The organism is Actinomadura sp. WMMB 499, from assembly GCF_008824145.1.
Lineage (GTDB): Bacteria > Actinomycetota > Actinomycetes > Streptosporangiales > Streptosporangiaceae > Spirillospora.
Genome location: NZ_CP044407.1, coordinates 7,758,680 through 7,784,758, shown reverse-complemented (window position 1 = coordinate 7,784,758; position 26,079 = coordinate 7,758,680). Strand labels below are relative to the sequence as shown.

The 26,079-nt window shown below is 73.8% G+C and carries 25 protein-coding genes and 1 pseudogene; 12 read left to right on the top strand and 14 right to left on the bottom strand.

Features of this window, described 5'->3' with window-relative positions; all coding sequences use genetic code 11:
- Positions 1-46: 46 nt before the first annotated feature.
- Complete coding sequence (locus tag F7P10_RS35415) at positions 47-589, top strand: SigE family RNA polymerase sigma factor (protein WP_254716187.1); 543 nt, start codon at positions 47-49, stop codon at positions 587-589.
- Positions 586-1,302 carry a hypothetical protein gene (locus F7P10_RS35410; RefSeq protein WP_151016435.1) on the top strand — a complete coding sequence of 239 codons (717 nt, stop codon included), beginning with the start codon at positions 586-588 and terminating at the stop codon, positions 1,300-1,302. The genes F7P10_RS35415 and F7P10_RS35410 overlap by 4 nt, the downstream gene beginning before the upstream one ends.
- 65 nt (positions 1,303-1,367) lie before the next feature.
- Here the strand turns inward: F7P10_RS35410 and F7P10_RS35405 are convergent, their stop codons facing one another.
- The 3 genes from F7P10_RS35405 to hrcA form a co-directional block, all read right to left on the bottom strand.
- Positions 1,368-2,099 (bottom strand): 16S rRNA (uracil(1498)-N(3))-methyltransferase, encoded by a 732-nt coding sequence (locus tag F7P10_RS35405; protein WP_151016434.1) that lies wholly within the window; start codon positions 2,097-2,099, stop codon positions 1,368-1,370.
- A 117-nt stretch (positions 2,100-2,216) separates the two neighbouring features.
- Entirely contained in the window at positions 2,217-3,353 is a 1,137-nt protein-coding gene (gene dnaJ, locus F7P10_RS35400) for a molecular chaperone DnaJ (protein WP_151016433.1), read from the bottom strand.
- Position 3,354: 1 nt separating this feature from the next.
- Positions 3,355-4,368, bottom strand: coding sequence for a heat-inducible transcriptional repressor HrcA (hrcA, locus tag F7P10_RS35395; protein WP_151018484.1), 1,014 nt, complete (start codon positions 4,366-4,368; stop codon positions 3,355-3,357).
- Positions 4,369-4,593: 225 nt separating this feature from the next.
- Between hrcA and F7P10_RS35390 the strand changes: the two genes are divergently transcribed.
- Complete coding sequence (locus F7P10_RS35390; RefSeq protein ID WP_254716186.1) at positions 4,594-5,418, top strand: DUF3097 domain-containing protein; 825 nt, start codon at positions 4,594-4,596, stop codon at positions 5,416-5,418.
- Between the two features lie 7 nt (positions 5,419-5,425).
- Here the strand turns inward: F7P10_RS35390 and hemW are convergent, their stop codons facing one another.
- Entirely contained in the window at positions 5,426-6,634 is a 1,209-nt protein-coding gene (gene hemW / locus F7P10_RS35385) for a radical SAM family heme chaperone HemW (protein WP_151016431.1), read from the bottom strand.
- Between the two features lie 71 nt (positions 6,635-6,705).
- Complete coding sequence (locus F7P10_RS35380; RefSeq protein ID WP_151016430.1) at positions 6,706-7,146, bottom strand: hypothetical protein; 441 nt, start codon at positions 7,144-7,146, stop codon at positions 6,706-6,708.
- Between the two features lie 214 nt (positions 7,147-7,360).
- On the opposite strand from F7P10_RS35380, the gene F7P10_RS35375 reads away from it, so the two are divergent.
- From F7P10_RS35375 to F7P10_RS35365, 3 genes are all read left to right on the top strand, one after another.
- Positions 7,361-8,218 (top strand): hypothetical protein, encoded by an 858-nt coding sequence (locus tag F7P10_RS35375; protein ID WP_151016429.1) that lies wholly within the window; start codon positions 7,361-7,363, stop codon positions 8,216-8,218.
- A 138-nt stretch (positions 8,219-8,356) separates the two neighbouring features.
- Positions 8,357-9,760 (top strand): hypothetical protein, encoded by a 1,404-nt coding sequence (locus F7P10_RS35370; RefSeq protein WP_151016428.1) that lies wholly within the window; start codon positions 8,357-8,359, stop codon positions 9,758-9,760.
- A gap of 110 nt (positions 9,761-9,870) precedes the next feature.
- Positions 9,871-10,371 (top strand): DUF4870 domain-containing protein, encoded by a 501-nt coding sequence (locus F7P10_RS35365; RefSeq protein ID WP_151016427.1) that lies wholly within the window; start codon positions 9,871-9,873, stop codon positions 10,369-10,371.
- Between the two features lie 120 nt (positions 10,372-10,491).
- Here the strand turns inward: F7P10_RS35365 and lepA are convergent, their stop codons facing one another.
- Positions 10,492-12,339, bottom strand: a complete 1,848-nt coding sequence (gene lepA / locus F7P10_RS35360; protein WP_151016426.1) for a translation elongation factor 4 — start codon at positions 12,337-12,339, stop codon at positions 10,492-10,494.
- Positions 12,340-12,586: 247 nt separating this feature from the next.
- Between lepA and rpsT the strand changes: the two genes are divergently transcribed.
- Together rpsT and F7P10_RS35350 are read left to right on the top strand one after the other, a co-directional pair.
- Positions 12,587-12,856 (top strand): 30S ribosomal protein S20, encoded by a 270-nt coding sequence (rpsT, locus tag F7P10_RS35355; protein WP_151016425.1) that lies wholly within the window; start codon positions 12,587-12,589, stop codon positions 12,854-12,856.
- A gap of 79 nt (positions 12,857-12,935) precedes the next feature.
- Positions 12,936-13,469, top strand: coding sequence for an RNA 2'-phosphotransferase (locus F7P10_RS35350; protein WP_151016424.1), 534 nt, complete (start codon positions 12,936-12,938; stop codon positions 13,467-13,469).
- Here F7P10_RS35350 and F7P10_RS35345 read toward each other — a convergent pair.
- Positions 13,414-13,944: a hypothetical protein gene (locus tag F7P10_RS35345; protein WP_151016423.1), complete on the bottom strand. Its 531-nt coding sequence runs from the start codon at positions 13,942-13,944 to the stop codon at positions 13,414-13,416. The genes F7P10_RS35350 and F7P10_RS35345 overlap by 56 nt on opposite strands.
- A 69-nt stretch (positions 13,945-14,013) precedes the next feature.
- On the opposite strand from F7P10_RS35345, the gene F7P10_RS35340 reads away from it, so the two are divergent.
- Both F7P10_RS35340 and F7P10_RS35335 read left to right on the top strand, forming a co-directional pair.
- Complete coding sequence (locus tag F7P10_RS35340; protein WP_151016422.1) at positions 14,014-14,868, top strand: LysR family transcriptional regulator; 855 nt, start codon at positions 14,014-14,016, stop codon at positions 14,866-14,868.
- Complete coding sequence (locus tag F7P10_RS35335) at positions 14,868-15,284, top strand: SRPBCC family protein (protein WP_151016421.1); 417 nt, start codon at positions 14,868-14,870, stop codon at positions 15,282-15,284. The genes F7P10_RS35340 and F7P10_RS35335 overlap by 1 nt, the downstream gene beginning before the upstream one ends.
- Before the next feature lies 1 nt (position 15,285).
- Here F7P10_RS35335 and holA read toward each other — a convergent pair whose 3' ends face one another.
- From holA to F7P10_RS35315, 4 genes and pseudogenes are all read right to left on the bottom strand, one after another.
- The gene (gene holA / locus F7P10_RS35330) at positions 15,286-16,251 is read right to left on the bottom strand and encodes a DNA polymerase III subunit delta (RefSeq protein WP_151016420.1); all 966 of its coding nucleotides are present in this window, start codon (positions 16,249-16,251) and stop codon (positions 15,286-15,288) included.
- Between the two features lie 83 nt (positions 16,252-16,334).
- Positions 16,335-16,805 (bottom strand): hypothetical protein, encoded by a 471-nt coding sequence (locus tag F7P10_RS35325; RefSeq protein ID WP_176611787.1) that lies wholly within the window; start codon positions 16,803-16,805, stop codon positions 16,335-16,337.
- A 146-nt stretch (positions 16,806-16,951) separates the two neighbouring features.
- Positions 16,952-17,113, bottom strand: a pseudogene (locus tag F7P10_RS45200) (NAD(P)H-binding protein); the annotation flags it as partial.
- A gap of 275 nt (positions 17,114-17,388) precedes the next feature.
- Entirely contained in the window at positions 17,389-19,659 is a 2,271-nt protein-coding gene (locus F7P10_RS35315; protein WP_151016418.1) for a ComEC/Rec2 family competence protein, read from the bottom strand.
- A 44-nt stretch (positions 19,660-19,703) separates the two neighbouring features.
- Between F7P10_RS35315 and F7P10_RS45195 the strand changes: the two genes are divergently transcribed.
- Positions 19,704-19,832 (top strand): hypothetical protein, encoded by a 129-nt coding sequence (locus F7P10_RS45195; protein ID WP_302851392.1) that lies wholly within the window; start codon positions 19,704-19,706, stop codon positions 19,830-19,832.
- A gap of 301 nt (positions 19,833-20,133) precedes the next feature.
- Here the strand turns inward: F7P10_RS45195 and F7P10_RS35310 are convergent, their stop codons facing one another.
- The 3 genes from F7P10_RS35310 to hflX form a co-directional block, all read right to left on the bottom strand.
- Complete coding sequence (locus F7P10_RS35310; protein ID WP_151016417.1) at positions 20,134-20,856, bottom strand: ComEA family DNA-binding protein; 723 nt, start codon at positions 20,854-20,856, stop codon at positions 20,134-20,136.
- Between the two features lie 307 nt (positions 20,857-21,163).
- Complete coding sequence (gene hutI / locus F7P10_RS35305) at positions 21,164-22,378, bottom strand: imidazolonepropionase (protein ID WP_151016416.1); 1,215 nt, start codon at positions 22,376-22,378, stop codon at positions 21,164-21,166.
- Positions 22,379-22,760: 382 nt separating this feature from the next.
- Positions 22,761-24,131 (bottom strand): GTPase HflX, encoded by a 1,371-nt coding sequence (hflX, locus tag F7P10_RS35300; protein ID WP_254716185.1) that lies wholly within the window; start codon positions 24,129-24,131, stop codon positions 22,761-22,763.
- A 293-nt stretch (positions 24,132-24,424) separates the two neighbouring features.
- Between hflX and aceB the strand changes: the two genes are divergently transcribed.
- Positions 24,425-26,032, top strand: a complete 1,608-nt coding sequence (gene aceB / locus F7P10_RS35295; RefSeq protein ID WP_151016414.1) for a malate synthase A — start codon at positions 24,425-24,427, stop codon at positions 26,030-26,032.
- Positions 26,033-26,079: the final 47 nt, after the last annotated feature.

Sequence of the window (26,079 nt, the reverse complement as noted above, 5' to 3'; positions counted from 1 at the left end):
GATGCCCTTTCGTAAACCGGACGGGGAGGGCGGGCGTCCCACAGACGTGACCGAGACCCTCGTGGCCAGGGGCACGGCCGGCGCCGTGGCCGTCGCCTGGGACGCCGACCAGGCGGTGACCGCCCTCTACAGCGCCAACTACCGATCGCTCGTGCGGCTCGCCGCGATGCTCGTGCGGGACGCCGGGACGGCCGAGGAGGTCGTCCAGGACGCGTTCGTCGCGATGCACGGCGGCTGGCGGCGGCTCCGCGACCCCGACAAGGCCCTGTCCTACCTGCGGCAGTCGGTGGTGAACCGGTCCCGATCGGTGCTGCGTCACCGTGCCGTCGTCGAGAAGTACGCCCCCAAGGGGCTCCCGGACATGCCGAGCGCGGAGGCCGGGGCCATCGGGGAGCTGGAACGCTCGGCGGTGATCGACGCGCTCTCCGGGCTCCCCCCGCGCCAGCGGGAGGCGCTCGTCCTGCGCTACTACGGTGATCTCTCCGAAGCGGAGATCGCCAACGCCATGGGGATCTCCCGCGGCGCGGTCAAGAGTCATACCGCACGCGGCATGACCGCCCTACGCAACGTCCTGGAGCAGTTCTCATGACCACCGACCCCCACGACGACCACGGCGAATTCCTTCGCCGGGTTCTGGACGCGGAGGCGGAATCGGTCATCCCCTCCGACGACGGCCTGGAGCGGATCCGGGCCCGGATCGCCGAGGGGGAACGGCGGCGCGGCCGGTTCGGCCGCCTCGTGCCCGCCCACCTGCGCCCGGCCGGCTTCGGGGTGGGCTGGGCGCGCCCGGTGCTCGCCGTCGCCGCGGCCGTCGCCGTCGCCGGGTTCGGCGTGACGGCGGGCCCGCAGACCATCGAGCTGATCCAGCACACCGTCACCGGCAACGGCCCGTCGGGCGGCGGGGACGGCGACTCGGGCGGCGACGGCACCGGCGCGCAGGCGCCGCCGGTCGTCCCCGGCGACCCGTCGTCGCCCGCCCCGACGACGACCGCGACGCCCAGCACCTCCGAGGAGGCCGGGGAGCCGCCGTCCTCGCCCGGGCTGTCGTCGTGCGTCATCCCGCGCGGCGGCGGCGCGGCGGCCACGCCGGGGACGCCCCCGCCCAGCGGGACGCCGTCGCCGGGCGCGCCCAGCGGGACGCCGTGCCCGGGCGGGCAGACGCCGACGGAGTCGCCCAGCGACGCCCCGACCACGTCGGCCCCGCCGCCGGACACCTCACCGGAGCCGTCCGACGAGCCGACGCCGACGGCCAGCGGCACGCCGTCCACCACCGCCGAGCAGGGCGCCCAGACCGCGCCCTGACGCATGCCGACGCGTCCTGACGCGACGTCGCGGGCCGGGCGCGGTTCGTGCCGCGCCCGGCGCGGTCACCAGCGGCCGGTGGCGGCCAGCAGGACGGCGGCCGCGGCGACGCCCGCCGTCGAGGTGCGCAGCACCGTCGGGCCGAGCCGCACCGGACGTCCCCCGGCGGCGCCGAACGCGGCCAGCTCGTCCTCGGTGATCCCGCCCTCGGGGCCGACCACCAGGACGATCTCGCCGTCCGCGGGCGGACGGACGGCGCTGAGCGGCTCGGCGGCGTCCTCGTGCAGGACGAGCGCGGCGGACGCCCCCGCGAGCCGCCCGGCCACGGCGGCGGTCGACGCGAGGTCCGGCAGCTGAGGCAACCGGCTGCGCCGCGCCTGCTTGCCGGCCTCCCGCGCGGCGTTCCGCCAGCGGTTCAGGGCCTTCTCGCGGCGGTCGGGACGCCACTGGGTGACGCACCGCGCGGCGGCCCACGGGACGATCTCGTCCACGCCCGCCTCGGTCATCGTCTCCACGGCCAGCTCGCCCCGGTCGCCCTTGGGCAGCGCCTGCACGACGACGAGGCGGGGGCTCGGCGGCGGCTCCCGGTGCCGGGCCGCGACCTCCAGCGTGAGCGAGACCCGGTCGGCCGCCGTGACGACGCACTCGGCGAGCAGCCCCTCCCCGTCGGTGAGGTCGACGCGCTCCCCGGGCCGCAGCCGCCGCACTGTCGCCGCGTGCCGCCCCTCGGGGCCGTCCAGGACGACACGGTCGCGCTCCAGCGCGTCCGCCGCGGCGAGGAACACCGGCGGGCTCATCGCTCTCCCCCAACGTCACCGGACCCCGGAGGCGCCGGAGCGTCTCCGGGGTCCGCGCCGACATCAATCACGACCGGCGGCGTCACGGCCCTCCCGGTAGGCCGTCACCGTCTCTCTTCAGTGCTGGTTGAACACGTCCCGCAGCCGCGAGAACATGCCGCGCTGCCCGGGGGCGAACTTGCCGGGCGGGCGCTCCTCGCCGCGCAGCGTCGCCAGGCGGCGCAGGAGTTCCTCCTGCTCCTCGTCGAGCCTGCCGGGCGTCTCCACGTTCACGTGGATCATCAGGTCGCCGCGCCCGCTCTCGTTGAGGTGCCGCACGCCCCGGTTGTAGAGGGTGATCACCTGGCCGGACTGCGTGCCCGGCTTGATGTCGATCTCCTCGGCCGCGTCGAGCGTCTCGATCGTGACGCTGGTGCCGAGCGCCGCCGCCGTCATCGGGATCTCGACCGTGCAGTGCAGGTCGTCGCCCTCCCGCTCGAAGATCGGGTGGGCCCGCTCCACGATCTCCAGGAACAGGTCGCCGGGCGGGCCGCCGCCCGGGCCGACCTCGCCCTCGCCGGCGAGCTGGATGTGGATGCCGTTCTCCACCCCGGCCGGGATCTTGACCTTGACGGTGCGCCGGGTGCGGACGCGTCCGTCCCCGGAGCACTCGGTGCACGGGTTGCGGATCACCGAGCCGAACCCGCCGCAGGCCGGGCAGGGCCGGGCCGTCATGACCTGGCCGAGGAACGAGCGCTGCACCTGCTGCACCTCGCCGCGCCCGTGACAGGTGTCACAGGTGTCCGGGTGGGTGCCGGGCGCGCAGCCCGTCGCCTCGCAGGCCGAGCAGGCGACCGCCGTGTCCACGGTCAGCTCCCGGGTCGTGCCGAACGCGGTCTCCGACAGGTCGAGCTCGACCCGCAGCGTCGCGTTCCGCCCGCGACGCGCCCGCGACCGGGGGCCGCGCGACGCGGACGTCCCGAAGAAGGCGTCCATGATGTCGCTGAAGGGGAAACCCGCGCCGCCGAACCCGCCGGCGCCGCCCGCACCGCCGCCGGGCGCGAACGGGTCCGCGCCCAGGTCGTACATCTCGCGCTTCTTCGGGTCGGAGAGCACCTCGTACGCCTGGGTGATCTCCTTGAACTTCTCCTGGGTCTCCGGATCCGGGTTGACGTCCGGGTGGAGCTCCCGTGCGAGCCGGCGGTAGGCCTTCTTGACCTCGTCGGCGCTGGCGTCCCGGCGGACCCCCAGGGTCGCGTAGTAGTCGTTGGCCACCTTACGACCCCGCCAGGATCTGTCCCACGTAGCGTGCCACTGCCCGTACCGCTCCCATCGTGCTGGGGTAATCCATGCGTGTAGGCCCGAGCACTCCCAGCCGGGCCAGCGTGAGGTCGCCGACGCCGTAGTCGGCGGCGACGACCGAGGTCGATCGGAGCCCCATTTCGGGGTTCTCGGTGCCGATCCGCACCGTAACTGTAGAGGAATGGCCGGACTCGCCGAGCAACCGCATCAGCACGACCTGCTCCTCCAGCGCGACCAGCACCTCCCGGAGGCTCTGCGAGAAGTCCACCGCCGCCAGGTTCGCGGCCCCGGCGAAGACGATCTTCTCCTCGTGCCGCTCGACGAGCGTCTCCAGCAGCACCGACAGCACCGCGGCCGCCACCGGCCGCTCGTCCGGGCCGACCTTGTCCGGCAGGTCCGCGACGGCGGTCGGCACCTCGCCGAGGCCCAGCCCGTCCAGGCACGTGTTGAGCAACGCCCGCAGGTGCCCCACCGATTCCTCGGAGATGTCGCCGGGCGTCTCGATGACCCGCTGTTCCACCCGTCCGGTGTCGGTGATCAGGACGAGCAGCAGCCGGCTCTCGGCCACCGTCACCAGCTCCACGTGCCGCACCGTCGACCGCGTCAGCGAGGGGTACTGGACCACCGCGACCTGCCGGGTGAGCTGCGCGAGCAGCTTCACCGTCCGGCCGACGACGTCGTCGAGGTCGTAGGCGCCGGACAGGAACGTCTCGATCGCGCGGCGCTCGGCCGGCGACAGCGGCTTGATCGTCGACAGCCGGTCGACGAACAGGCGGTACCCCTTGTCCGTGGGGACGCGGCCCGCGCTCGTGTGCGGCTGCGCGATGTACCCCTGCTCCTCGAGCACCGCCATGTCGTTGCGGATCGTGGCCGGGGACACGCCGAGGTTGTGCCGGTCCGTGAGGGCCTTGGAGCCCACCGGTTCGTTCGTGGACACGAAGTCCTCGACGATGGCGCGCAGGACCGAGAGTTTCCGGTCGTCCAGCACGTTGTCACCTCCCTCGTGCGCTGCCACTGGCCCCCCGATCACCCGGTGCCGCCCGGCCCCGTGCCGCTGGCACTCCATACTCCTGAGTGCCAAGTGTACGACCCGCGGGGGCCCTTCCGGAGGGCCCGAGCCCGGCGGCGGCGCGATCCTATCCGCATCGGGCGCCACGCCGAGCGACCGGGGACGACGCCGCCGGACGCCTCCGTCCGGTTAATGTGCGGACCCGTGCGGAGTAAGGACTACGGCAACGACGTGCTCTCGGGCGACTGGCGCAGGCCCCGCAAGGGCCGGATCCCGGAGGTCCCGGCCGAGCCGGGGCTGGTCGCCGAGGATCCGGACAGCGGGTTCTGCGGCGCCGTCGTGGCCTGCGACAAGTTCGGCGTCACCCTCGAGGACCGCTTCGGCAAGCGCCGCGTGTTCCCCCTCACCAAGTCGGGCTTCCTGATCGACGGCGCACCGGTCACGCTCGTCCGCCCGCGGGCCGCCCCGCGCGGCTCGGCGCGCTCGGCGTCCGGCTCCGTCGCCGTCCAGGGCCTGCGCGCCCGGGTGGCCGAGGAGAGCCGCATCTACGTCGAGGGCCTGCACGACGCCGAGCTGGTCGAGAAGATCTGGGGCCACGACCTGCGCGTCGAGGGCGTCGTGGTCGAGTACCTGGAGGGCGTGGACGACCTGCCGGCGATCGTCGAGGAGTTCGATCCCGGTGAGGGCCGCCGCCTCGGCGTCCTGGTCGACCACCTCGTCGAGGGCTCCAAGGAGACCCGGATCGCCGCGCGGGTCTCGTCCCCGCACGTCCTGGTGACCGGCCACCCGTTCATCGACATCTGGGAGGCCGTCAAGCCGGCGGCCGTGGGCATCCCCGCCTGGCCTCGCGTGCCGCGCGGCGTCCCGTGGAAGGAGGGCGTCCTGGACGCCCTCGGCTGGGACGGCGGCACGGGCGCCGCGTGGAAGCGGATCCTCGGATCCGTGAGCACCTACACGGACCTGGAACCGGCCCTCCTGGGGCGTGTGGAGGAACTGATCGACTTCGTGACCGCCGCTCAGGCTTCGTGACCGCCGCTCAGGTCAGGGCCATCACGGCGGCGTCCGCGAGGAGGCGGCCGCGGCGGGTGAGGACGGCGCGGCCCGCGGCGTACGGGCCGGGGTCGAGGAGGCCATCGGCGACGAGGCGGCGGACGGCGGCGCCGTCGAGGACGCCGGTGGGGCAGCCGGCCGCGAGGCGCAGCTCGAGCATGATCCGCTCGATGCGGCGGTCCTCGGCGCCGAGGACCTCGCGGGCGTGCGCGGGGGTGACGCCCTCGGCGAGACGGGACGCGTGGGCGGCCGGGTGCTTGACGTTCCACCAGCGGGTGCCGCCGACGTGGCTGTGGGCGCCGGGACCGACGCCCCACCAGTCCGCGCCCGTCCAGTAGAGGAGGTTGTGGCGGCACGCGGCGTCCGGGCCGGTCGCCCAGTTGGAGATCTCGTACCAGTGCAGGCCGTGGGCGGAGAGCAGGTCGTCGGCCAGCAGGTACCGGTCGGCCATGGCGTCGTCGTCGGGGGCCGCCAGCTCGCCGCGGCGGACCTGCGCGGCCAGGCGGGTGCCCTCCTCGACGATCAGCGCGTAGGCCGACACGTGGTCGGGTTCGCATTCGAGGGCCGCCTCCAGTGAGGCCCTCCAGTCGTCGTCCGTCTCCCCTGGGGTGCCGTAGATGAGGTCGAGGTTGATGTGCTCGAAGCCCGCCTCGCGCGTCCAGTCGACGACCTGGGGAACGCGTCCGGGCGTGTGGGTGCGTTCCAGGACGGCCAGGACGTGCTCGCGCGCGCTCTGCATGCCGTAGGAGACGCGGGTGAATCCGGCCTCGCGGAGCTTGCCGAGGTACGCGTCGTCCACCGACTCCGGGTTCGCCTCCGTGGTGATCTCGGCTCCCGGGGCGAGGCCGAACTCGGCGTCGATGGCGGCGAGGACGCGGCCCAGGTCGTCCGGCGCGAGGAGGGTCGGGGTGCCGCCGCCGACGAAGACCGTCTCGACCGGCAGGTCGGCGTCGCCGAGGACGCGGCGCGCCATCCGCACCTCGGCGACCGCGGTGTCGGCGTAGGTGTCGCGGCTCGCGCCCGGCCCCAGCTCGGTGGCGGTGTAGGTGTTGAAGTCGCAGTAGCCGCAGCGGGTCACGCAGAACGGGACGTGCACGTAGAACGCGAAGGGCCGCGTCCCCAGACCGTCGAGGGCGCCGGACGGCAGCGCGCCGTCGGCCGGTACGGGGTCGCCGTCGGGCAGGGTCGCGGGCATGCTCCCAGTCTGCCGCGCGGGGCGGTGTGCTCGGGCCCGCCGGGGCCGGGCCCGCCGGCCCGGCGGGCGGTTCAGGCGAGCCGGAGCTTCTCGCGCAGCCAGCCGGGGATGTGCTCCTCGGTGCGGGGGAAGCGGTCGAGGTCCTGGGCGTAGGCGGACGGCGGCAGCGGCGGGACGAAGTCGGGTTCGCCGTCGTAGTCGAACTCGGCGCTGAACCGTCCGGACCGCTCGACCCGGAGCCGGGCGGTGAACCACGCGCCCTTCCCCCGCCGGTACATGACGCGGCGGAGCTCGTCCATCCGGCCGACGGCGTGGCCGGGCGGCGTCGCGGTGCGGCGCGCGCCGGCGGCGTCGACGATCTCGAAGGACGCGCAGTCGATGCCGACGATCGCGCGGAAGTCCAGGCCGAGCCGCTCCCAGCCGGCGGGGGCGGCCGACCGCAGCGCGCGGACGGCGCCGTTCACCGTGTCCCGCTCTTTCGGGGAACGCAGCACCTGCTCGGAGTGGGCCACCCTCGAACCTCCGCTACCCGTCACGGCCAGTGTCCTCAGACCGTACCGACATCCGCGCCCCGGGCGAACGGCCTGCGGCGTGTCGCGGGCGAACGCCGCCGCGCCGCGCGGACGATCTCGGGCGAGCCGGGCGCGCGCCGAGCCGGAGGCGCGTGCCCGCGCCGGGGGCGCGTGCCCGGATCGGGGATCGGCGGGCCCCGGATAGGGTCGTCGGATGCGCATCGAGGGTGGGACCGGACGGCCGCCCGCGCGGGTCCTGCTGCGCGGCGGCCCGGACGGCTGGCACTGCGTCGTCGTGGACGACGCGGGCGGGGAGCGCCGCACCGAGCTGGCGGCGCCCGGGACGCGCTGGAGCGGGCGCCGGGACGATCCGGAGCCCCCGTGGTGGCGGCAGCGGCTCGCGGAGACCGCCGCCGGGCTGCGCGGGCTGGTCGGCGAGCGGCTGACGGACGCGACGTTCGGCGAATTCGGCGCCGAGGCCGCGATCAGCTGGTTCGCCGTCGACGAGCCCGTCGAGTGGGAGGGCCTCGTCACGCTCGGGGAGCCGGATCCGGCGCGCTTCCCCGGCCGCGTCGCACCGTTCGTCGTCACGCTGGAACCGGGACGCGGCGCGGTGCTCCCGGACGCCCACCTGCTGTTCTCCACGCGGGCCGCGGACGCCTGGACCACCCTGGACGCCGTCGCCGAACTGTGCGGCGCGCCGGCGCCGCGGGACGCGTTCGTGTGCGGCTTCGCCGGGCACCGCAGCGTGCGGGTCGGCCGCGGCTCGCTGGCGCTGTCGACCGAGGAGGGCGCGGACGGCGTCGAGCGGCTCGCCGAGATCGTCGGGGCCCGCGCGCCGGGCTGGGGCGGCAACCCGGAACTGCGCCTGCGGCTCGACGGCGTCGACCTGCTCGACGACCCCGCCGCCGACGTCGTCACCCTCTTCCGCGACCTCGGGCACGAGGTCGTCGAGCGGGGCCGGACGGCCCGGATCCCCGCGATGGGCCTCAACCTGCACGAGCCCGATCCGCCGTCCCCGCGGGCCGGCCGGTTCACGACGGTCTCGCTGCACTTCCCGTCCGCTCCCTGACGCCGCCGGCCGGATGGCCGGATCCGGCCGTGCCGCGCCGCTGACGTGCACGCGCCCGGACCGGCGCCGTGAGCCCGTCACCCACGAGGGACCGGTCCGTCACCGCGCCGCGACCCGGCGGCCCTACGTTTCCCGATCATGAGAAGCCGCGCGCGTCACGCCGCCTCGTTCCTGGCCGCCGTCCTCGCGGGCGCGCCGCTCGTCCTCGCGCCCGGCACGGCCGCGCGGGCCGCCGCACCGGGCACGATCGTCCTGGAGCGGGACGGCGGCGCGCGGACGATCGCGTTCACCGCCGACCGGGCCGGTGAGGCGGTCATCGGGTTCACCGCCGCCGCCCCCGGCGTCTCCTGGGGCCGGGCGGGCGCCGAGTCCGCCGTGGTCGCGGTCTCGGTGGACGGACGGCACGTGACCGACCTCGTCGTCCCGTCCGCCGATCCGGTGCCGCGCAGTCTCGGCCTCGGCCACGTCGGGGCGGGCGCGCACACGGTCGCGCTGCGGTTCGCGGAGGGGAGCGCGGACGCGGCCGGGAGCGTGACGCTGGCCCGGCCGACCGTGCGCGTGCCGGAGGTCGGGCAGGTAGCGCTGCGGCACGCGCCCCTCATCGTCGGACGAACCGGCTGGCCGTTCGGCGACCCCCACCAGAACGCGACGACCGACGCCCCGCTCGTCGCGTGGCACGAGACGCGGCCCGCGGCGACGGCGGGGCACCGGATCCTCGAGTACTCGCTGGTGTGGAGCAACGAGGACGGCGGCACCGACACCCCCGGCCTGCTCGCGCGGTGGGGCCGGACGAGCGACATCGAGTGGACGTACCGGGTCGAGGTGGACGCGTCCGGCGACCGGGTGCCGGGGACGGCCGTCTACCACGGCCCGTTCCACATCACGCTGAACTTCGCGGGCCGGTACGAGCGGGACCATCCGGTGCTGCAGACGTGCACGCACAACAACAACCTGTGCGACGTGATCGGCCCGAATCCGCCGCTGCGGTTCCTGCCGGACGCGTCCCGCACGCTTCCCGCCGGGCGCGCCCGCGAGGCCGTGATGGAGCGCGAGCCCTGGACGTACCGGGTCATGGCGCAGGAACTGGTGCGGGAGGGGAAGGTCGAGGAGCCGTCCGATCCCGCGACGCCCGAGGCGGGCGACCCGCGCGCCTACCTGTTCGTCGAGTTCGCCATGGAGGTCGGGGACGCGACGGCGATCGGGTCCGCGCCCGGTGTCGCGCTGGGCGTGCGGCTGAAGGACGACCCGTCCGTCCTGTACCGGTCGGACCACGGGCGGGCCGACCGGGCGATCGGCCGCGACGGCGCCGTCTCCACCGCCGTGGAGCTGCCGCCGGGCACCCGCACGTCCGACGTGGCGAGCGTCGAGGCCGTCCGGCTGCCCACCGGACTCGGCGACGGCGGCGCGCCCGTCTCGGTCACCGCGATCGAGCGCGGCTTCATGCTGGACGACGCGTACCTGCCGGGCCCGTCCGCGCTGACCTGGGACGGTGCCGTCACGCTCACGCCCGGCGAGCCGTCCGCCGTCCTGTGGCGCGGGTGACCCGGGCCGGAATTGCGGAACCGGGGCGAACTTCGGGTGCGTCCAAGGAGTCGTAGAGTGCACAACGCAACCGCGGACGGCGGAGGCGCGACGTCGGAGAGGAGCCCGCCATGGCCTACGGGCCTCCCCCCTCGCAGGGCCAGGGACAGCCCTGGCAGCAGCCCGGCAACCTCTGGCAGCAGCAGCCCCAGCAGGGCTCGCAGCATCCACCCGGCGGGCCGCCGCCCGGGCAGCAGCAGCAGCCCCCGCGGACACGGCCGCTGCCGGGCCACTACGGGCCGGTCAGCGACGACGAGCGGACCTGGTCCCTGATGGCCTACGTGGGTCAGTTCCTCGTCGGCGTGATCGCGCCCGCGGTCGTCTACCTGGGCAAGCCGCGCTCGGCGTTCGCCCGGCGGCACGCGGCGCAGGGCCTGAACATGGGCCTGGCCGCCGTCGCCGTGTGGCTGGTCGGCCTGCTGCTGTCGCTGGCCGTCGACGTCCTCATCTGGGCGCCGCTGATCTTCACCGCGGTCGTGATGTTCTTCCTGGTGTACGCGGGACGCGCCGCCAACCGCGGCGAGTTCCGGCGCGTGCCGGCCGCGGTGGCCTGGCCCCTGATCAAGAAGTAGACCGGTCGAGAAGCGGGACCGGTCGGGAGCGGGAAACGGGGACGGGCCCCGGTCCGGTGGAGCGGAGCGCTCCGCCGGGGCGGGGCCCGTCCCCCGCTCTCGGACGAGTCGCCTTGCGGGCTACTTCTTGTTCTTGTCGGCGGTCTCGCCCCCGCCGCCGGTGGACAGCGCCGCGACGAAGGCCTCCTGCGGGACGTCCACCCGGCCGATGGTCTTCATCCGCTTCTTGCCTTCCTTCTGCTTCTCCAGCAGCTTGCGCTTGCGGGAGATGTCGCCGCCGTAGCACTTGGCGAGGACGTCCTTGCGGATGGCGCGGATGTTCTCCCGGGCGATGATGCGGGCGCCCACCGCCGCCTGGATCGGCACCTCGTACTGCTGCCGCGGGATCAGTTCCTTGAGCTTCGCGGTCATCATCAGCCCGTACTCGCGGGACTTGTCCCGGTGGACGATCTGGCTGAACGCGTCCACGGACTCGCCCTGCAGCAGGATGTCGACCTTCACCAGGTCGGACTCCTGTTCCCCGCTTGGCTCATAGTCCAGCGACGCGTAGCCGCGGGTCCGCGTCTTGAGCTGGTCGTAGAAGTCGAAGATGATCTCGGCGAGCGGCAGCGTGTAGCGGATCTCGACCCGCTCGGGCGACAGGTAGTCCATGCCGAGCAACTCGCCGCGCCGCCCCTGGCACAGCTCCATGATCGCGCCGATGTGCTCGGACGGCGTCAGCAGCGTCGCCTTCACGATCGGCTCGTACACCGCGCCGACCTTGCCGGTGGGGAACTCGCTGGGGTTCGTGACGATGAACTCGGTGCCGTCCTCCATCACCGCCCGGTACACGACGTTCGGCGCGGTGGAGATCAGCGACAGGTTGAACTCGCGCTCCAGCCGCTCCCGGACGATCTCCATGTGCAGGAGCCCGAGGAAACCGCAGCGGAACCCGAACCCGAGCGCCGCCGACGTCTCCGGCTCGTAGACCAGCGCGGCGTCGTTCAGCCGCAGCTTCTCCAGCGCCTCCCGCAGGTCGGGGTACTGGTCGCCGTCCACCGGGTAGAGGCCGGAGAACACCATGGGCTTGGGGTCCTGGTAGCCGCCGAGCGGCTCGGGCGCGGACTTCGACGCGGTCGTCACCGTGTCGCCGACGCGCGCCTGCCGGACGTCCTTCACCCCGGTGATCAGGTAGCCGACCTCGCCGACGCCGAGCCCGCCGACCGGCTTCGGCTCGGGCGCGATCACGCCGACCTCGAGGGTCTCGTGCGCGGCGCCCGTCGACATCATGAGGCTCTTCTCGCGCCGCGACAGGTGCCCGTCCACGATCCGGACGTAGGTGACGACGCCGCGGTAGGTGTCGTACACCGAGTCGAAGATCAGCGCGCGGGCCGGGCCGTCGGGGTCGCCGACCGGTGCCGGGACCGTCTCGACTATCCGGTCCAGCAGTTCGGCGACGCCCTCGCCCGTCTTGCCCGACACGCGCAGGACGTCCGCCGGGTCGCAGCCGATGATGCCGGCGATCTCCTCGGCGTACTTGTCGGGCTGCGCCGCGGGCAGGTCGATCTTGTTGAGGACCGGGATCAGGTGCAGGTCCGCCTCGATCGCCAGGTACAGGTTCGCGAGCGTCTGCGCCTCGATGCCCTGCGCCGCGTCCACCAGCAGGACCGCGCCCTCGCACGCCGCGAGCGACCTGGACACCTCGTAGGAGAAGTCGACGTGCCCCGGGGTGTCGATCAGGTTCAGGACGTGCTCGACGCCGCCGGACGTCCACGGCAGCCGGACCGCCTGGCTCTTGATCGTGATGCCGCGCTCGCGCTCGATGTCCATGCGGTCGAGGTACTGGGCGCGCATCTGGCGCTCCTCGACGACACCGGTCAGCTGCAGCATCCGGTCCGCGAGCGTCGACTTTCCATGGTCGATGTGCGCGATGATGCAGAAGTTGCGGATGATCGCGGGATCGGTCTTGTTGGGCTGAGGCGCTGCCACCGGGGTCCGTTCGCAAACTCACTCGGGGTGTGGACATGGGTTCTGTGCCTTCCATGGTCCCATGCCGGACGCGATGCTCCGTGCACGGCCCGGTTTGGGGAGGGCCCCGGTGATTGCTAAGCTGTGCGACTGCGTGTGGCGTACCGTCGTGCCCCGGGGGCACCGACACCGACCGCCCCCGTTGGACATTCGTCAGAGCCTGCCCGCGCGCAGGCGAGGACCGCGACCCAAACCGAGGCACTACGACGTGGCTAACATCAAGTCCCAGATCAAGCGCAACAAGCAGAACGAGAAGGCCCGCCTGCGCAACAAGGCCGTCAAGTCGGAACTGAAGACGGCGATCCGCAAGTTCCGCGAGGCCGCCGACGCCGGCAACCTCGAGGCCGCCGTCGCCGCCCAGCGCAGCGCGGCCCAGAAGCTGGACAAGGCCGCCAGCAAGGGCGTCATCCACAAGAACCAGGCCGCGAACCGCAAGTCGGCGATCGCCAAGCGCGCCGCCGCCCTGCAGGCCAAGTAAAGCTCGCGCGGGCCGGGTCCGCGCGCCCCGGGGCCGGCCTTCACGGGCCGGCCCTGAAGCATGTCCGGAGGCGGTGACGATGGACGAACGCCGCGCCGTGCGGATCTCGAAGTACCTCGCCCGCCACCTGCGGCACCGTCCCTCGGACATCGGCCTCGTCCTCGACCGGGAGGGCTGGACGGACGTCGGCGGCCTCCTCGCGGCCGCCGCCCGGCACGGCTTCCCCTTCACCCGCGCGGAACTCGGCCACGTCGTGGCGGCCGACGGCAAGGGCCGCTACGCGCTCGAGGGGAACCGGATCCGCGCCGTCCAGGGGCACTCCGTCCCCGTCGAGCTGGACCTTCCGGTCACTCCCCCGCCCGATCTGCTGTACCACGGCACCGTCGGACGGTTCGTCGCCGCGATCAGGCGCGACGGCCTCCGCCCGATGGGGCGCCACGCCGTCCACCTGTCCCCCGACCGCGCGACGGCGCGGCTGGTCGGCGCCCGCCGCGGCGCCCCGGTCGTCCTGGTGGTCCGGGCCGGGCGGATGGCCGCCGACGGGCACGAGTTCCGCGTCACCTCGAACGGCGTGTGGCTGGCGGTGTCCGTCCCGCCGCGATATCTCCGCTGATCAAACGCGCGTCCGTCCAGGTGGGGACGTGCCGCACCCATCCGGGCACGGTCTCCTGCGGGCCGAACAGGTACAGGTGGGGCACGAGGCCCCGCAGTGCCCGGTGCACGTCGAGCCGGTCGTCGATCATGTGGGTGATCCCGAGTTCCGCGCAGTGCGCGGCCTTGTCCGAGCGTTTCCTGCAGAAGCGCACGTTGTCCCGTGCGAGGCCCGTCCGGCGGTAGAAGTCGTGGTGGTCGAGCCAGGCGAGCGTCCGCGCCCGCACCCGGTCACCCGCCTTGGAGATGATCCAGGCCCGCCCGCCGACGAGGCCGATCAGTTCGGGGAGGGCGTCGAACGCGCCGTCCGTCGCCGGGGACGCCAGCGCCGCCTCCAGGGAGCCGCCGAGGAACGCCGTGTCCGCGCTCCCCGGCGCCACCGCGCCGCCCTGGATCACCCTGCCGAAGTCGATGCCGAGCCGAGGTTCGATGTCCATGCCTCGACGATCCGGCATCCAGAGCTCCAGCAGAACTATCGATCTACCGTCCGGCTATAGTCCTCGGCTATGGAACTGAGCCGGGTGTCCACCGACGCGCTCGCCTCCTTCGCCGTCTTCGCCGACCACCTCAACTTCACCCGGGCCGCCGAGGAACTGCACGTCTCGCAGCCCGCGCTGCACGTCAAGGTGCAGAAGCTCGCCGAGACGCTCGGCCGTCCCCTCTACACCCGGCACGGGCGCCGCCTCGCCCTCACCCCGGCGGGCGAGGCGGCCGCCCGTTTCGCCCGTGACCTCGACGCCCGCGTCGCGTCCTTCCTCGCCGACCTGCACGGCACCGCCCGCATGCCCACGCTCGCCGCCGGGGAGGGCGCCTACCTCTACCTGCTCGGCGGCGTCGTCCGCCCCGGCATCAAGCTGATCAACGGCGACCGGCCCCGGACCCTCGCGGCCGTCCGCACCGGCCGCGCCGACGTGGGCGTCGCCGTCCTGGACCTCCTGCCCGCCGACCTCACGGCCACCGTCCTGGCCACGTACCCGCAGGTCCTGGTCATGCCGGCGGGGCATCCGCTCGCCGCCGTCCCCGACCTGGCCCTCGCCGACCTCGCCGGCACCGCCCTGATCGTCCCGCCGCCGTCCGGCCCGCACCGCGTCGCGCTCGAGCGCGCGCTGCGCGCCGCCGACGTCCCCTGGACGGTCGCCGTCGAGGCCGAAGGCTGGCCGTTGATGCTGCACTTCGTCTCCCTCGGCGTCGGCCTCGCCGTCGTCAACGGCTGCGTTACCCCTTCCCCCGGCCTGGTGACCCGCGAGATCATCGACCTCCCGACCGTCCCCTACCACGCCCTGCACCTGCCGTCCCGCGCCGACGACCCACTGGTCACCGACCTGCTGTCGGCCGTCCGCGCCGTCCTCCGGAGTTCCTGATGCGCCTCGAGATCACCGTCGACGTCGCCGCGCCGCCCGAACGGGTCTGGGACGTCATGACCGACGTCGAACGGCTGCCCGACCTGACTCCGTCGATGGAGAGCGTCGAACTGCTCGACGGTCCGCTGCGCCTCGCGGGGCGTGCCCGCGTCCGGCAGCCGCGCCTCGCCACCGCCGTCTGGACGGTCACCGAGTTCACCGACGGCGAGTCGTTCACCTGGGAGTCGCGCGGACCCGGCGTCACCACGACCGCCGGACACCTCGTCCTTCCCGCCCCGGACGGCGCGACCCTGCGGCTGACGCTCGTCCAGCAGGGCCCGCTGGCACCCGCGATCGGCCTGCTGTTCGGCCGCCGCGCCCGGGCCTACGTCACGATGGAGGCGAACGCGGTGCGGAGGGCCGCCGAATCGGCCTGAGTCAGCCGCGGGCGGCGACGATCTCCGCGACGGTCTTCTCGAGCGCGTACGCGGGGTCGGCGGCGGCGCCCTTCACGGCCGCGTCGGCCTCGGCGACGACCGTCATCGCACGCGCCACACCGTCCGCCGACCAGGCCCGCAACTGCCGCTGCACGCGTTCGATCTTCCACGGCGGCATGCCCAGGTCCTTGGCGAGGGCCGCGCCCCGCGCGCCGCGCGGCGCGCCGCCGACCTTCGCGAGTCCCCGGACGCCCTGCGCGAGCGCGCTGACGATCAGCACCGGGGGCACGCCCGTCGCGAGCGCCCAGCGCAGCTGTTCGAGCGCCTCGGCGAGCTGCCCCTCGATGGCCTTGTCCGCCACCGTGAACCCGCTGACCTCGGCACGTCCCCGGTAGTACCGGGCCACCGCGGCGTCGTCGATCTTCCCGCCGGTGTCGGCGACGAGCTGGCTGCACGCCGCCGCCAGCTCCCGCAGGTCGTTGCCGACCGCGTCGATCAGCCCCCGCGCCCCGTCCGCCGAGATCTTGCCACCGGCGTTGCGGATCTCGGCCCGGACGAAGTCGACCCGCTCCCCCACCTTCGTGATCTTGGGGCACGAGATCTTGCGCGCCTTCGCCTTCGTGAGCCCGTCCACCAGCGCCTTGCCCTTCGCGCCGCCGGGATGCAGGGCCACGAGCACCACGTCGTCGGCCGGGGTCTTCGCGTACTTCAGCACCTCGGCCGTCAGGTCCTTGCCGAGGTCCTGCGCCGACCGGATGACGAGCACCTTGCCGCCGCCGAACAGCGACGGGGAGGTCAACTCCGCGATCCGTCCGGGTTCCAGTCCCCCGGGGGCGAGATCGATCACCTCGAGGTCCGGGTCCCCCGCCCGGACGGACGCGACCACCTCGCCGACCGCACGCTCGACCAGCAGCTCTTCGTCACCGATGACCACGATGATGGGCTCAACCGACACACTGAGCAGCATGCCACGCCCGACACCCCGCCCGTACCGTGCCGGGGACGTCATCGCGATGCCGGACGCGTCACCCTCCTCTCCGGGCGGTACGGCTAGCGGAAGTCGCGCACGTGATCGCTGGCCCACCGCGCATACGACCGCGGCGGGTGCCCGGTGACCTCCTCCACGTCCGGCCAGACCCGCATCAGCGCCGACCAGTCCTGATCGGCGAACCCGCCCTCCGGCTCGGTGCCGTCGTACTCGACGAACCCGAGCAGCAGATCGGCCGAAGCGGCGGCGAAACCGCCCTGCGCCCGCATCAACGCTCGCGCCCGCGCCCGCCCGACCTCCTCGTACCGGACCTCCTCCCCCAGCGCCGCGCCGATGGCCGCGACCTGTTCGCGGACGGTCACCGGCCGGGGCCCGGTGACCGTGTACGCCTTGCCGTGATGCCCCTCCTCGAGCAGCGCGGCCACCGCCACCTCGGCGATGTCGTCCTCGTGCACGAGGCTCATGGGCTCGTCCGCGAACGGATAGCGCACCACCCGTTCCGCGCGGACGGACGGCGCCCAGACCGGCAGCATGTTCGCCTTGACCTCCTCCCCCGCCTAAAGGCGGGAGATTCCAGCGGTCGCCCGCCGGGTTTCCTGCTTCGACACCGACCGCCCCGTCCGGGAGGATTCCCGTCGAGGTCTGACACCGGCTCCACAGGCAGACACCGCCGGCCCCCCTCCGGCTCGCCGAGGTCGCCACGAACGACCTCCACCTGCGGCGGCAATCCCGCCGAGGCCGGGTTCCGTGTCAGCGCCCGCACCGGCACCGCCGCCCGCACCAGCCGTTCCACCACGCGCCGCCCGACGACGCCCGTCGCGCCGGTGACCAGAACCGTCATGTCCCCGCTCCTTCCGTCGATCCCGGGACGACGCTACGGACCATCGCGGTCAGAACATGTCCGCAGCCGGCTCCACAGGGCACCTAGCTCCCCAAAACATCGTGACGGCACCGCACGAGGGACAACGGCACCCGCACCGCCGCTGCCGGCACCCGAAACACCTCGAACCACCCCCGAACGACCACCGGGATGACGGCACCACGCTCGGCCTCACTTGCGAAGTACCGTGCCCCGCCCCCCGAGCGGCCGCGACGGTCAAGCCGCCGCCTTCGGCTTCACTCCCGGGACACCGTGGCGAGGCCGGTGGCGGTGCGGACCACGGCGATGTCTCCTTCGCGGTCGGTGCGGTGGACGCGGACGTCTAGGCGGCGCAGCAGGTCGAGGGTGGCGGGCGACGGGTGGCCGTAGTCGTTGCCGCGGCCGGCGGAGACGAGCGCGATCGACGCTCTCGCCGCCGCCAGGAAACGTGCGTCCTGACTGCGCGAGCCATGGTGCGGAACCTTCAGGACTTCGACGGGCGGCACGCCGCTCGCGAGGGCGCGCTGCGCGTCGGCCTCGAGGTCACCGGTGAGGAGAGCGCTGAAACCCGGACCGCGCGCCACCAGGACGACGCTGGCGTTGTTGATGGTGCTGCCGTCGTCCGAGCGGGTCAGCGGCGGGCCGGTGGTGAGGGGCGCGATGACCGCGAGGGTGAGGTCGCCGATGCGCCATCGCTGGCCGGTGAGCGCGGGACGGGCCATGACCCCGCGGGCCAGGCGGGCGGCCCGGCCGGAGGTGCGCGGAGTGGTGAGGATCCGCCGGACCGTCCGGCCGGCGCGGACGCCGGGCGTCCCGTCGACGTGATCGGCGTGCGGGTGGGTGATGACCAGGAGCGGGACGTCCGTGATCTTCAGGCGGTCCAGGCACGCGTCGACCGCGCCGGGGTCGGGGCCCGCGTCGACCACGACCGCGCGTCCGGCCCCGGCGGACAGCACGATCGCGTCGCCTTGGCCGACGTCGCAGGCGACCATCCGCCAGCCGGGCGGAGGCCAGCCCGGAGCCGTCACCCGCAGGGCGACCACCGCGATCATGATCCCGGCGAGCACCGCGGCCACGGCGAGGCGCACGGGGGGACTGCGCAGGACGAGGAGGACCCCGCCTGCCGCGACCAGGAGGGTCAGCGCGCCGAGGCCGCCACCCAGCCACGGCACGGTCGCGTACGGGAGGTCGGCGGTGACGCGCGCGATCCCGATGATCCAGCCGACGGCGAGGCCCGCGGGACGGACCAGGAGCCGGGCGGGCGGCAGCGAGAACGGTGCGACGACCGCGGCGAGTGCGCCGAGCAGCGTGGCGGGGGCCACGACGGGGGCGGCCAGCAGGTTCGCGAACACCGAGACGACACCGACCTCTCCGGACAGCATGACGAGGATCGGGGCGACGGCCGTCTGGGCCGCCGCCGCGACGGCGAGGGCGTCCGCCAACGGCCCTGGCAGGTACCGGGCGAGCCGGTCGCGCCAGGGTGGCGCGAGGACGAGCAGTCCCGCGGTCGCCGCCACCGACAGCGCGAACCCGTAGGACCGCGCCAAGGCGGGGTCGATCAGGACGAGCAGCAGTACCGCCGCGCCGAGCGCGGGCAGGCCCTGCCGCCGCCGCCCGGTGAACAGGGCCAGCAGGCCGACGACGCCCATGACGGCCGCGCGCAGCACGCTCGGCTCCGGTCGTGCCACGACGACGAACGCGCAGACCGCGAGAACGGCGAGCGGAGGCGCGCGGCGGCGGCCGAGCCCGGCCAGGCGGCACAGGCCGACCACCGCGCCGATCACGATCGCGAGGTTCGCACCGGACACGACGAGGAGATGGGTGAGTCCCGCCGTGCGGAAGTCGTCGGCGAGGTCCGGCGGGATCCGGGACGTGTCGCCGACCACCATGGCGGGCAGCACCCCGCGCTGCCCGGGTGGCAGGACGTCGGTGGCGGCGCGCAGCCTGGCGCGGACGGTCTCGGCCGCGCGCTGCACTCCGGACGGCGGGGACAGCACGGACGGGGAGCCCCGGACGAGGACCACGGCGGCCAGCAACCGGTCCTCCCGGGGCTCCCGGAACCACCCGGTGAACCGCACCCGCTGGCTGGGGACGAGGTCGAGCCAGCGGCCGTCGTGCGCGATGAGCAGGACCGGGACGCGGACATCGGTGCTCCGCACGGCTTCCACGCGCGCCCGGAGCGTGATCGTCCGCCGGGAGGCGCCCACCGTTGCCTGCGGGTCTCCGGTGACGACGGCCTCGACGGTCGCGGTGCGCCCGGCGCGGGCCAGGTCGGGCACCGGGCCGGTACCGACCGCGGTGGCGCGCAGCGCGACGCCGATGGCGGAGGCGGCGGCGCACGCGAGCACCGCCCCGGCCACGAGCAGGCGCGGCGCCGCCCCTGCCCGGCGGGGCGCCAGGACGCAGAGGGCGCCGACCGCCGCCGCGGCGGCGAGCGCGTAGGACACGGCCGGGGCTACCCCGATGGCGACGGCGGCCGTGACCCACGCCGCCAGAGCGGGCAGGACAAGGCGCAGATCATGGTTCACCGCGAACCTCCCCTTCCCCGCCGACGAACGGCCCCTCCCGTCGCGTGACCGTCCGGCCCGCGGCCGCCGCCGTACGCCCCCTGCTCGCCGTGCTCACCGCGCCCGAGGTGCTCGCCGCTTGCGATGTGCGCAACGTGCACGCCGTACGCCCGTACACGCCGCACACCCCGTGAACGCCGCACCCACATGCACGCCATCGGCCACGTCCGCTTCGTGCGCGACGCACGCGACTTGCGCGACATGCACGCCGCACAGACCACACACACCGCAAGTGCCATACGCCCCGCAGGCACCACGCCGCCGCACACACCGCACGCGCCCTGCGCGCCGCACACACCGCACGCGCCGCATGCGCCGTGCGCGCCGCACACACCGCACGCGCCGCATGCGCCGCACGCGCCGTGCGCGCCGCACGCGCCGTGCGCGCTGCAGTCGCCTTGGGGGCCGCAGGCGGGGGGCGGTGGAGGGGGGCGTTCATGTGCGCACTCGGGACTTGAGGTCGGCGAAGCGGGCGGCGCCGATGCCGTTGACGTCCTGGAGTTGGTCGACGGAGCGAAAGCCGCCGTTCGCGGTGCGGTACTCGATGATGCGCCCGGCGAGGACGGGCCCCACTCCGGGCAGTTCGTCGAGCTGGTCGACGGTGGCGGTGTTGAGGTTCACCGGCACGCCGTCGCTGCTCGGCGCGCCGGGCGGCGGCGCCCCGGGCGGCGGGACGCCGGGAGGAGGTGTCGGGGCGGGGACGCCGACCGGGATCTGTTCCCCGTCCACCACCTTGCGGGCGAGGTTGAGGGGGCCCGTCTTCGCGCCGCGCCGCACGCCTCCGGCGGCCTCGAGCGCTTCGGCGACGCGGGAGCCCGCCGGGAGTGTGATCACGCCCGGTTTCTGCACCTTCCCGAGGACGTGGACGACGACCGTGCCGGTGGGGGCGGCGGACTCGCTCGGCGCACTTGGGGCGCTCGGGCCGGCGGCGAGCGTCGCCACGCTCGCGTCCGTCGCCGGTGCGGCGTGCGGGCGCGGCCTGGAGGCCCACAGGTACCCGGCGGCCACGACGGCGGCGATCACGGCGACGATGACGAGGGCGCGGACCCCCGGACGGTCGGGTGCCGCGCGTAAGCGGGCGGCGGGCGGTTCCTGCGGGGGCGCGGCCGGGACCCGCACCCGGTCGACGAGTGCCTGCAGGCGGTCGGACGCTTTCATGTGGCCGACGCTAGGAGCCGGTGGCGGGGTGCCGTCCGAGAATCAGGAGCTGTGGATAACTCCGCCGCCTCCCCGGTTCCCGGTCCGCACCGGCCGCCCGCTCGCATGCCGTCGTGCGCCGTCGGGACGAGGGCCGCCCGATCCGGTGTGCCTCACCGGCCGGACACCGCACCCGGTGCGCCGCACTGGTCGAGCATCGTGCCGACCATGCCTCACCGGCCGGCGGCGGCACCGGTCGCGTGTCGCGCGCCGGTCCGGTCGCGCCGCCCCGGTCCGGCCGTCCCGGGGAGGTGCTCGTCCCGGCGGGTCAGGGCTGGACGGGGACGCCGCCGCGCCATACGCGGTGTGCGCGCAGGCCGAAGGCCCAGGCGAAGGCGCCCTCGTGGTCGGCGTCCCAGAGCACGATGTCGGCGAGCATGCCGGGGGCCAGGGAGCCGCGGTCGCCGTAGCGGAGGGCGGCGGCGCCGCCGAGCGTGGCGGCCCGCAGCGCCTCGGTGACGCTGAGGCCGAACATGGCGACGGCGAGGCCGATCACCAGAGGCATGGAGGTGATGCCGCACTGGCCCGGGTTGTGGTCGGTGCCGAGGGCGACGGTGACGCCGCGGTCGAGCATCTGCCGGACGGGGGCGGGCGCGCGGGTGCTGTTGAGGGCGCTGCCGGGGCACACGGTGGCGGTGACGCCGGCGTGGGCGAGGGCCTTGATGTCGTCGTCGTTGGCCTGGGTGAGCAGGTCGGCGGAGGCGCAGCCGACCTCGGCGGCGACCTGGGCGGCGCCGACGCGCTCGTTGGCGCAGGCGTGCATGCGGGCCTTCAGGCCGGCGCGCTTTCCGGTGAGCAGGAGCGCGCGGGCCTCCTCGGCGGTGAAGTGGCCCTCGTCGCAGTAGACGTCGATGCTGTCGGCGCCCGCGACGCCGGCGTCGCCGGCCCAGAGGCGGACGGCCTCGATGTAGTCGCGGCGGCGGCCGAAGAACTCGGGCGGGAGGATGTGGGCGGCGAGGAACGTCGCGTGGATGCGCGGCATCGAGGGCTCGGACTCGAGGGAGCGCAGCATCCGGATGTCGGCGAGTTCGCCGTCACGGGTGAGGTGGTAGCCGGTCTTGGCCTCGACGGTGGTGGTCCCGGCGATGATCCACTGGCGGAGGCGTTCGCGGACGCCGTTGCACAGGGTCCAGGGGTCGGTGCCGCGGGTGACGGTGACCGTGGAGTTGACGCCGCCCCCGGCGGCCGCGATGGCGGAGTGGGACGAGCCGCTGGTGCGCATCGCGAGTTCGGCCCAGCGGTTCCCCGCGTAGACCGGGTGCGCGTGGGCGTCGATGAGCCCGGGGGTGACGAGGCCGCCGCCGAGGTTCTCCACGTGGTCGACGTCGACGATGTCGTCGATGACGCCCGGGATGCTCTGCGGGAGGTCGGACGCGGGGCCGGCCCAGACGATCCGGTCGTCGTGGATGAGCACGGCGGCGTTGCTGCAGACGTCGGTGCCCGTCCAGAGCCTGCCGATGTTCGTCAACAGCCGTACCGTCATTGGTTCACCGGCCTTGAGGAGACGACGCGGTACCGGACGCCATGGAGTGATCCACCTGTTCTCGATCCGAAACGCCGACTGGGTGCCGGCGATTCACCGTTGGAGGGTCGGGTGATCACGGACCACCACGGGCAACGAGACCGGAGATATCGGTTCCGTCACGGTAGTGCACCGACGGCCCCTCCGACAACCTTTGATCGAGGCGCATCGGCGGCCGTCACCCCGCCCCTAGCCCTATGACCGTACGGAATTCGCCCGAACCGTCAAGTCGATTGGTGAAGCTGTCACCGTTCGGCGACCGAGCGTCCATTTAGGAATGGCCGGAATTCACCCGAATCTCGACCGAAAACCCCACCGGAACGGGTCCGGTGGGGTTCACGGGTCAGGCGGGGGCGGCCTCGTACCGGGCGAGTTCGGCGGCGAGGTCGTCGGGGACGCGCGCGTGCAGCATCGTGCCCTCGGCGACGTGCTCCTGCTTGAGGACCTCGCCGCGCTCGTGGACCTGCGCGACCAGATCGCCGCGCTCGTACGGGACGAGCACGTGCAGTTCGGCCTCGAGGCCGGGAAGCCCCGCCTCGATCGCCTCGCGCAGCTCCTCGATGCCGAAGCCGGTCCGCGCCGAGACGACGACGCTGTTCGGCTCGCGGCGCCGCAGCCGGGCGAGGGCGAGCTCGTCGGCGGCGTCCGCCTTGTTGATCACGACGATCTCGGGGATGTCCTGGGCGTCGATCTCGCGGAGGACTTCGCGGACGGCGTCGAGCTGGGCCTCGGGGTCGGGGTCGGAGCCGTCCACGACGTGCAGGACGAGCCCGGCGTCGGAGACCTCCTCCAGCGTCGAGCGGAACGCCTCGACGAGCTGGTGCGGCAGGTGCCGGACGAACCCCACGGTGTCGGCCAGCGTGTAGGCGCGGCCGCCGGGGGTCTCGGCCCGCCGGACGGTGGGGTCGAGGGTGGCGAACAGCGCGTTCTCCACCAGCACCCCGGCACCGGTGAGCCGGTTGAGCAGCGACGACTTGCCCGCGTTGGTGTAGCCGGCGATGGCGACGGCGGGGACGTCGTGGCGGCGCCGCCCGCCGCGCTTGGTGTCGCGCGACTTGGACATCTCGGTGATCTGCCGGCGCAGCTTGGCCATCCGGGTGCGGATCCGCCGCCGGTCCAGCTCGATCTTGGTCTCGCCGGGGCCGCGGCCGCCGATCCCGACGCCGCCGGCGGCGCGCCCGCCGACCTGCCGGGACAGGTTCCCGCCCCAGCCGCGCAGGCGGGGCAGCAGGTAGTCGAGCTGGGCCAGTTCGACCTGCGCCTTGCCCTCGCGGCTCTTGGCGTGCTGGGCGAAGATGTCCAGGATCAGGGCCGTCCGGTCGATGACCTTGACCTGGACGGTCTCCTCCAGGTGCCGCAGCTGGCTGGGGGCCAGCTCACCGTCGCAGATGACGGTGTCGGCGCCGGTCGCGATGACGACGTCGCGCAGTTCGGCGGCCTTGCCGGAACCGATGTAGGTGGCGGGGTCGGGCCGGGAGCGGCGTTGCACGAGGCCCTCGAGCACTTCGGACCCGGCCGTCTCGGCGAGCAGCGCCAGCTCGCGCAGCGAGTTCTCGGCGGTCTCGGCGGTGCCCTCGGTCCAGACGCCCACCAGGACGACCCGTTCCAGTCGCAGGGATCGGTACTCGACTTCGGTGACGTCGATCAGCTCGGTCGACAGCCCGGCGACGCGGCGCAGTGCCCGCCGGTCCTCGAGGTCGAGCTCGCCGGTCATCGGCTCGAACTCGTCTGGTGTCTGGTCTGCAGTGAAAGGTTGAGTCATATGTCCTCGGTAGAACGCCGCGGCGCGGCTGTGTCTTCCCCGCGATCGTCTCACGCGCCTTCCCCCGCGTCACCTGCTTATGCACCGCTTCCGGGGAGCGGTTGCCGCGAGCGCCGCAGGGGAGAGCAGGAGCAGGGCGTGCGGAGGGACGGCGCGGCGGACCCGCTTTGACCGGCGGCTGGACCGCCGAGTAGCGTTCTCCACGTAACAGAAACGGAATTTCGCTATACGAAAGGGCGGGGCAGATGGGCAACCAGGACGGCATCGAGATCACCGGGCCGCTCGGCGACCGGTACGAGGAGATCCTGACGCCGGAGGCGCTCGGCCTGCTCGCCGCCCTGCAGCGCGAGCTGGGCGGGCGCCGCAAGGAGCTGCTGGCGGCCCGCGCGGAGCGGCAGCGCCGGCTGTCGGAGGGCGGGACGCTCGACTTCCTCCCCGAGACCGCGAGCGTCCGGGCGGACGACTCGTGGCGCGTCGCCGATCCCGCGCCGGGCCTCGAGGACCGCCGCGTCGAGATCACCGGCCCGACGGACCGGAAGATGACGATCAACGCGCTGAACTCGGGCGCGAAGGTGTGGCTGGCCGACTTCGAGGACGCCAACACCCCGCTGTGGAACAACATGATCGAGGGCCAGCTCAACCTGCGGGACGCCCTCGACCGCGCGATCGACTTCACCGACGCCAAGAGCGGCAAGTCCTACGCGCTCAAGGGCGATGGCGAGCTGGCCACCATCGTCGTCCGGCCGCGCGGCTGGCACATGCTGGAGAAGCACCTGCTGATCGACGGCGAGCCCATGTCCGGGTCGCTCTTCGACTTCGGTCTCTACTTCTTCCACTGCGCGCAGCGGCAGATCGACAAGGGCAAGGGCCCGTACTTCTACCTGCCGAAGATGGAGGCCCACCAGGAGGCTCGCCTCTGGAACGACGCCTTCAACCTGGCGCAGGACCACCTGAACATTCCGCGCGGCACGATCCGCGCGACCGTCCTGATCGAGACGATCCCGGCCGCGTTCGAGATGGAGGAGATCCTCTACGAGCTGCGCGACCACTCCGCGGGCCTGAACGCCGGGCGCTGGGACTACCTGTTCTCGGTCATCAAGAAGTTCCGCGACCGCGGCCCCGACTTCGTCCTGCCCGAGCGCAACGCCATCACGATGACCGCGCCGTTCATGCGGGCCTACACCGAGCTGCTGGTGCGCAGCTGCCACAAGCGCGGCGCGCACGCCATCGGCGGCATGGCCGCGTTCATCCCGTCCCGCCGGGACGAGGAGGTCAACAAGGTCGCGCTGGAGAAGGTCCGGGCGGACAAGACGCGCGAGTCCGGCGACGGGTTCGACGGCTCCTGGGTCGCGCATCCCGACCTCGTCCCGATCTGCCGCGAGGTCTTCGACGGCGTGCTGGGCGACGAGCCGAACCAGCGCGGCCGGCTCCGCGAGGACGTGCGGGTCACCGCGGCGGACCTGCTCAACGTCAAGGCCACCCCCGGCGACATCACCGAGCAGGGGCTGCGCAACAACATCGACGTGGCGCTGCGCTACCTGGCCACCTGGCTGGACGGCGCGGGCGCGGTCGCCATCCACAACCTGATGGAGGACGCGGCGACCGCGGAGATCTCCCGCTCGCAGGTGTGGCAGTGGATCTACAACGGCGTGTCCACCGCCGAGGGCCGGAAGATCACCAAGGACTGGGTCGAGCAGTTGCTGGACGAGGAGCTGGGCAAGATCCGCGCCGAGCTGGGCGACGCGTTCAACGAGCCCCGGTACAACGAGGCCGTGACCCTGTTCAAGCAGGTCACCCTGGCCGACGACTACTCCGAGTTCCTCACCACCCCCGCCTACGAGCGCATGGGCTGAGCGGGCGACCGGCCGGCCCGACGGGCCGGCCGGTCCGGGCATTGCGG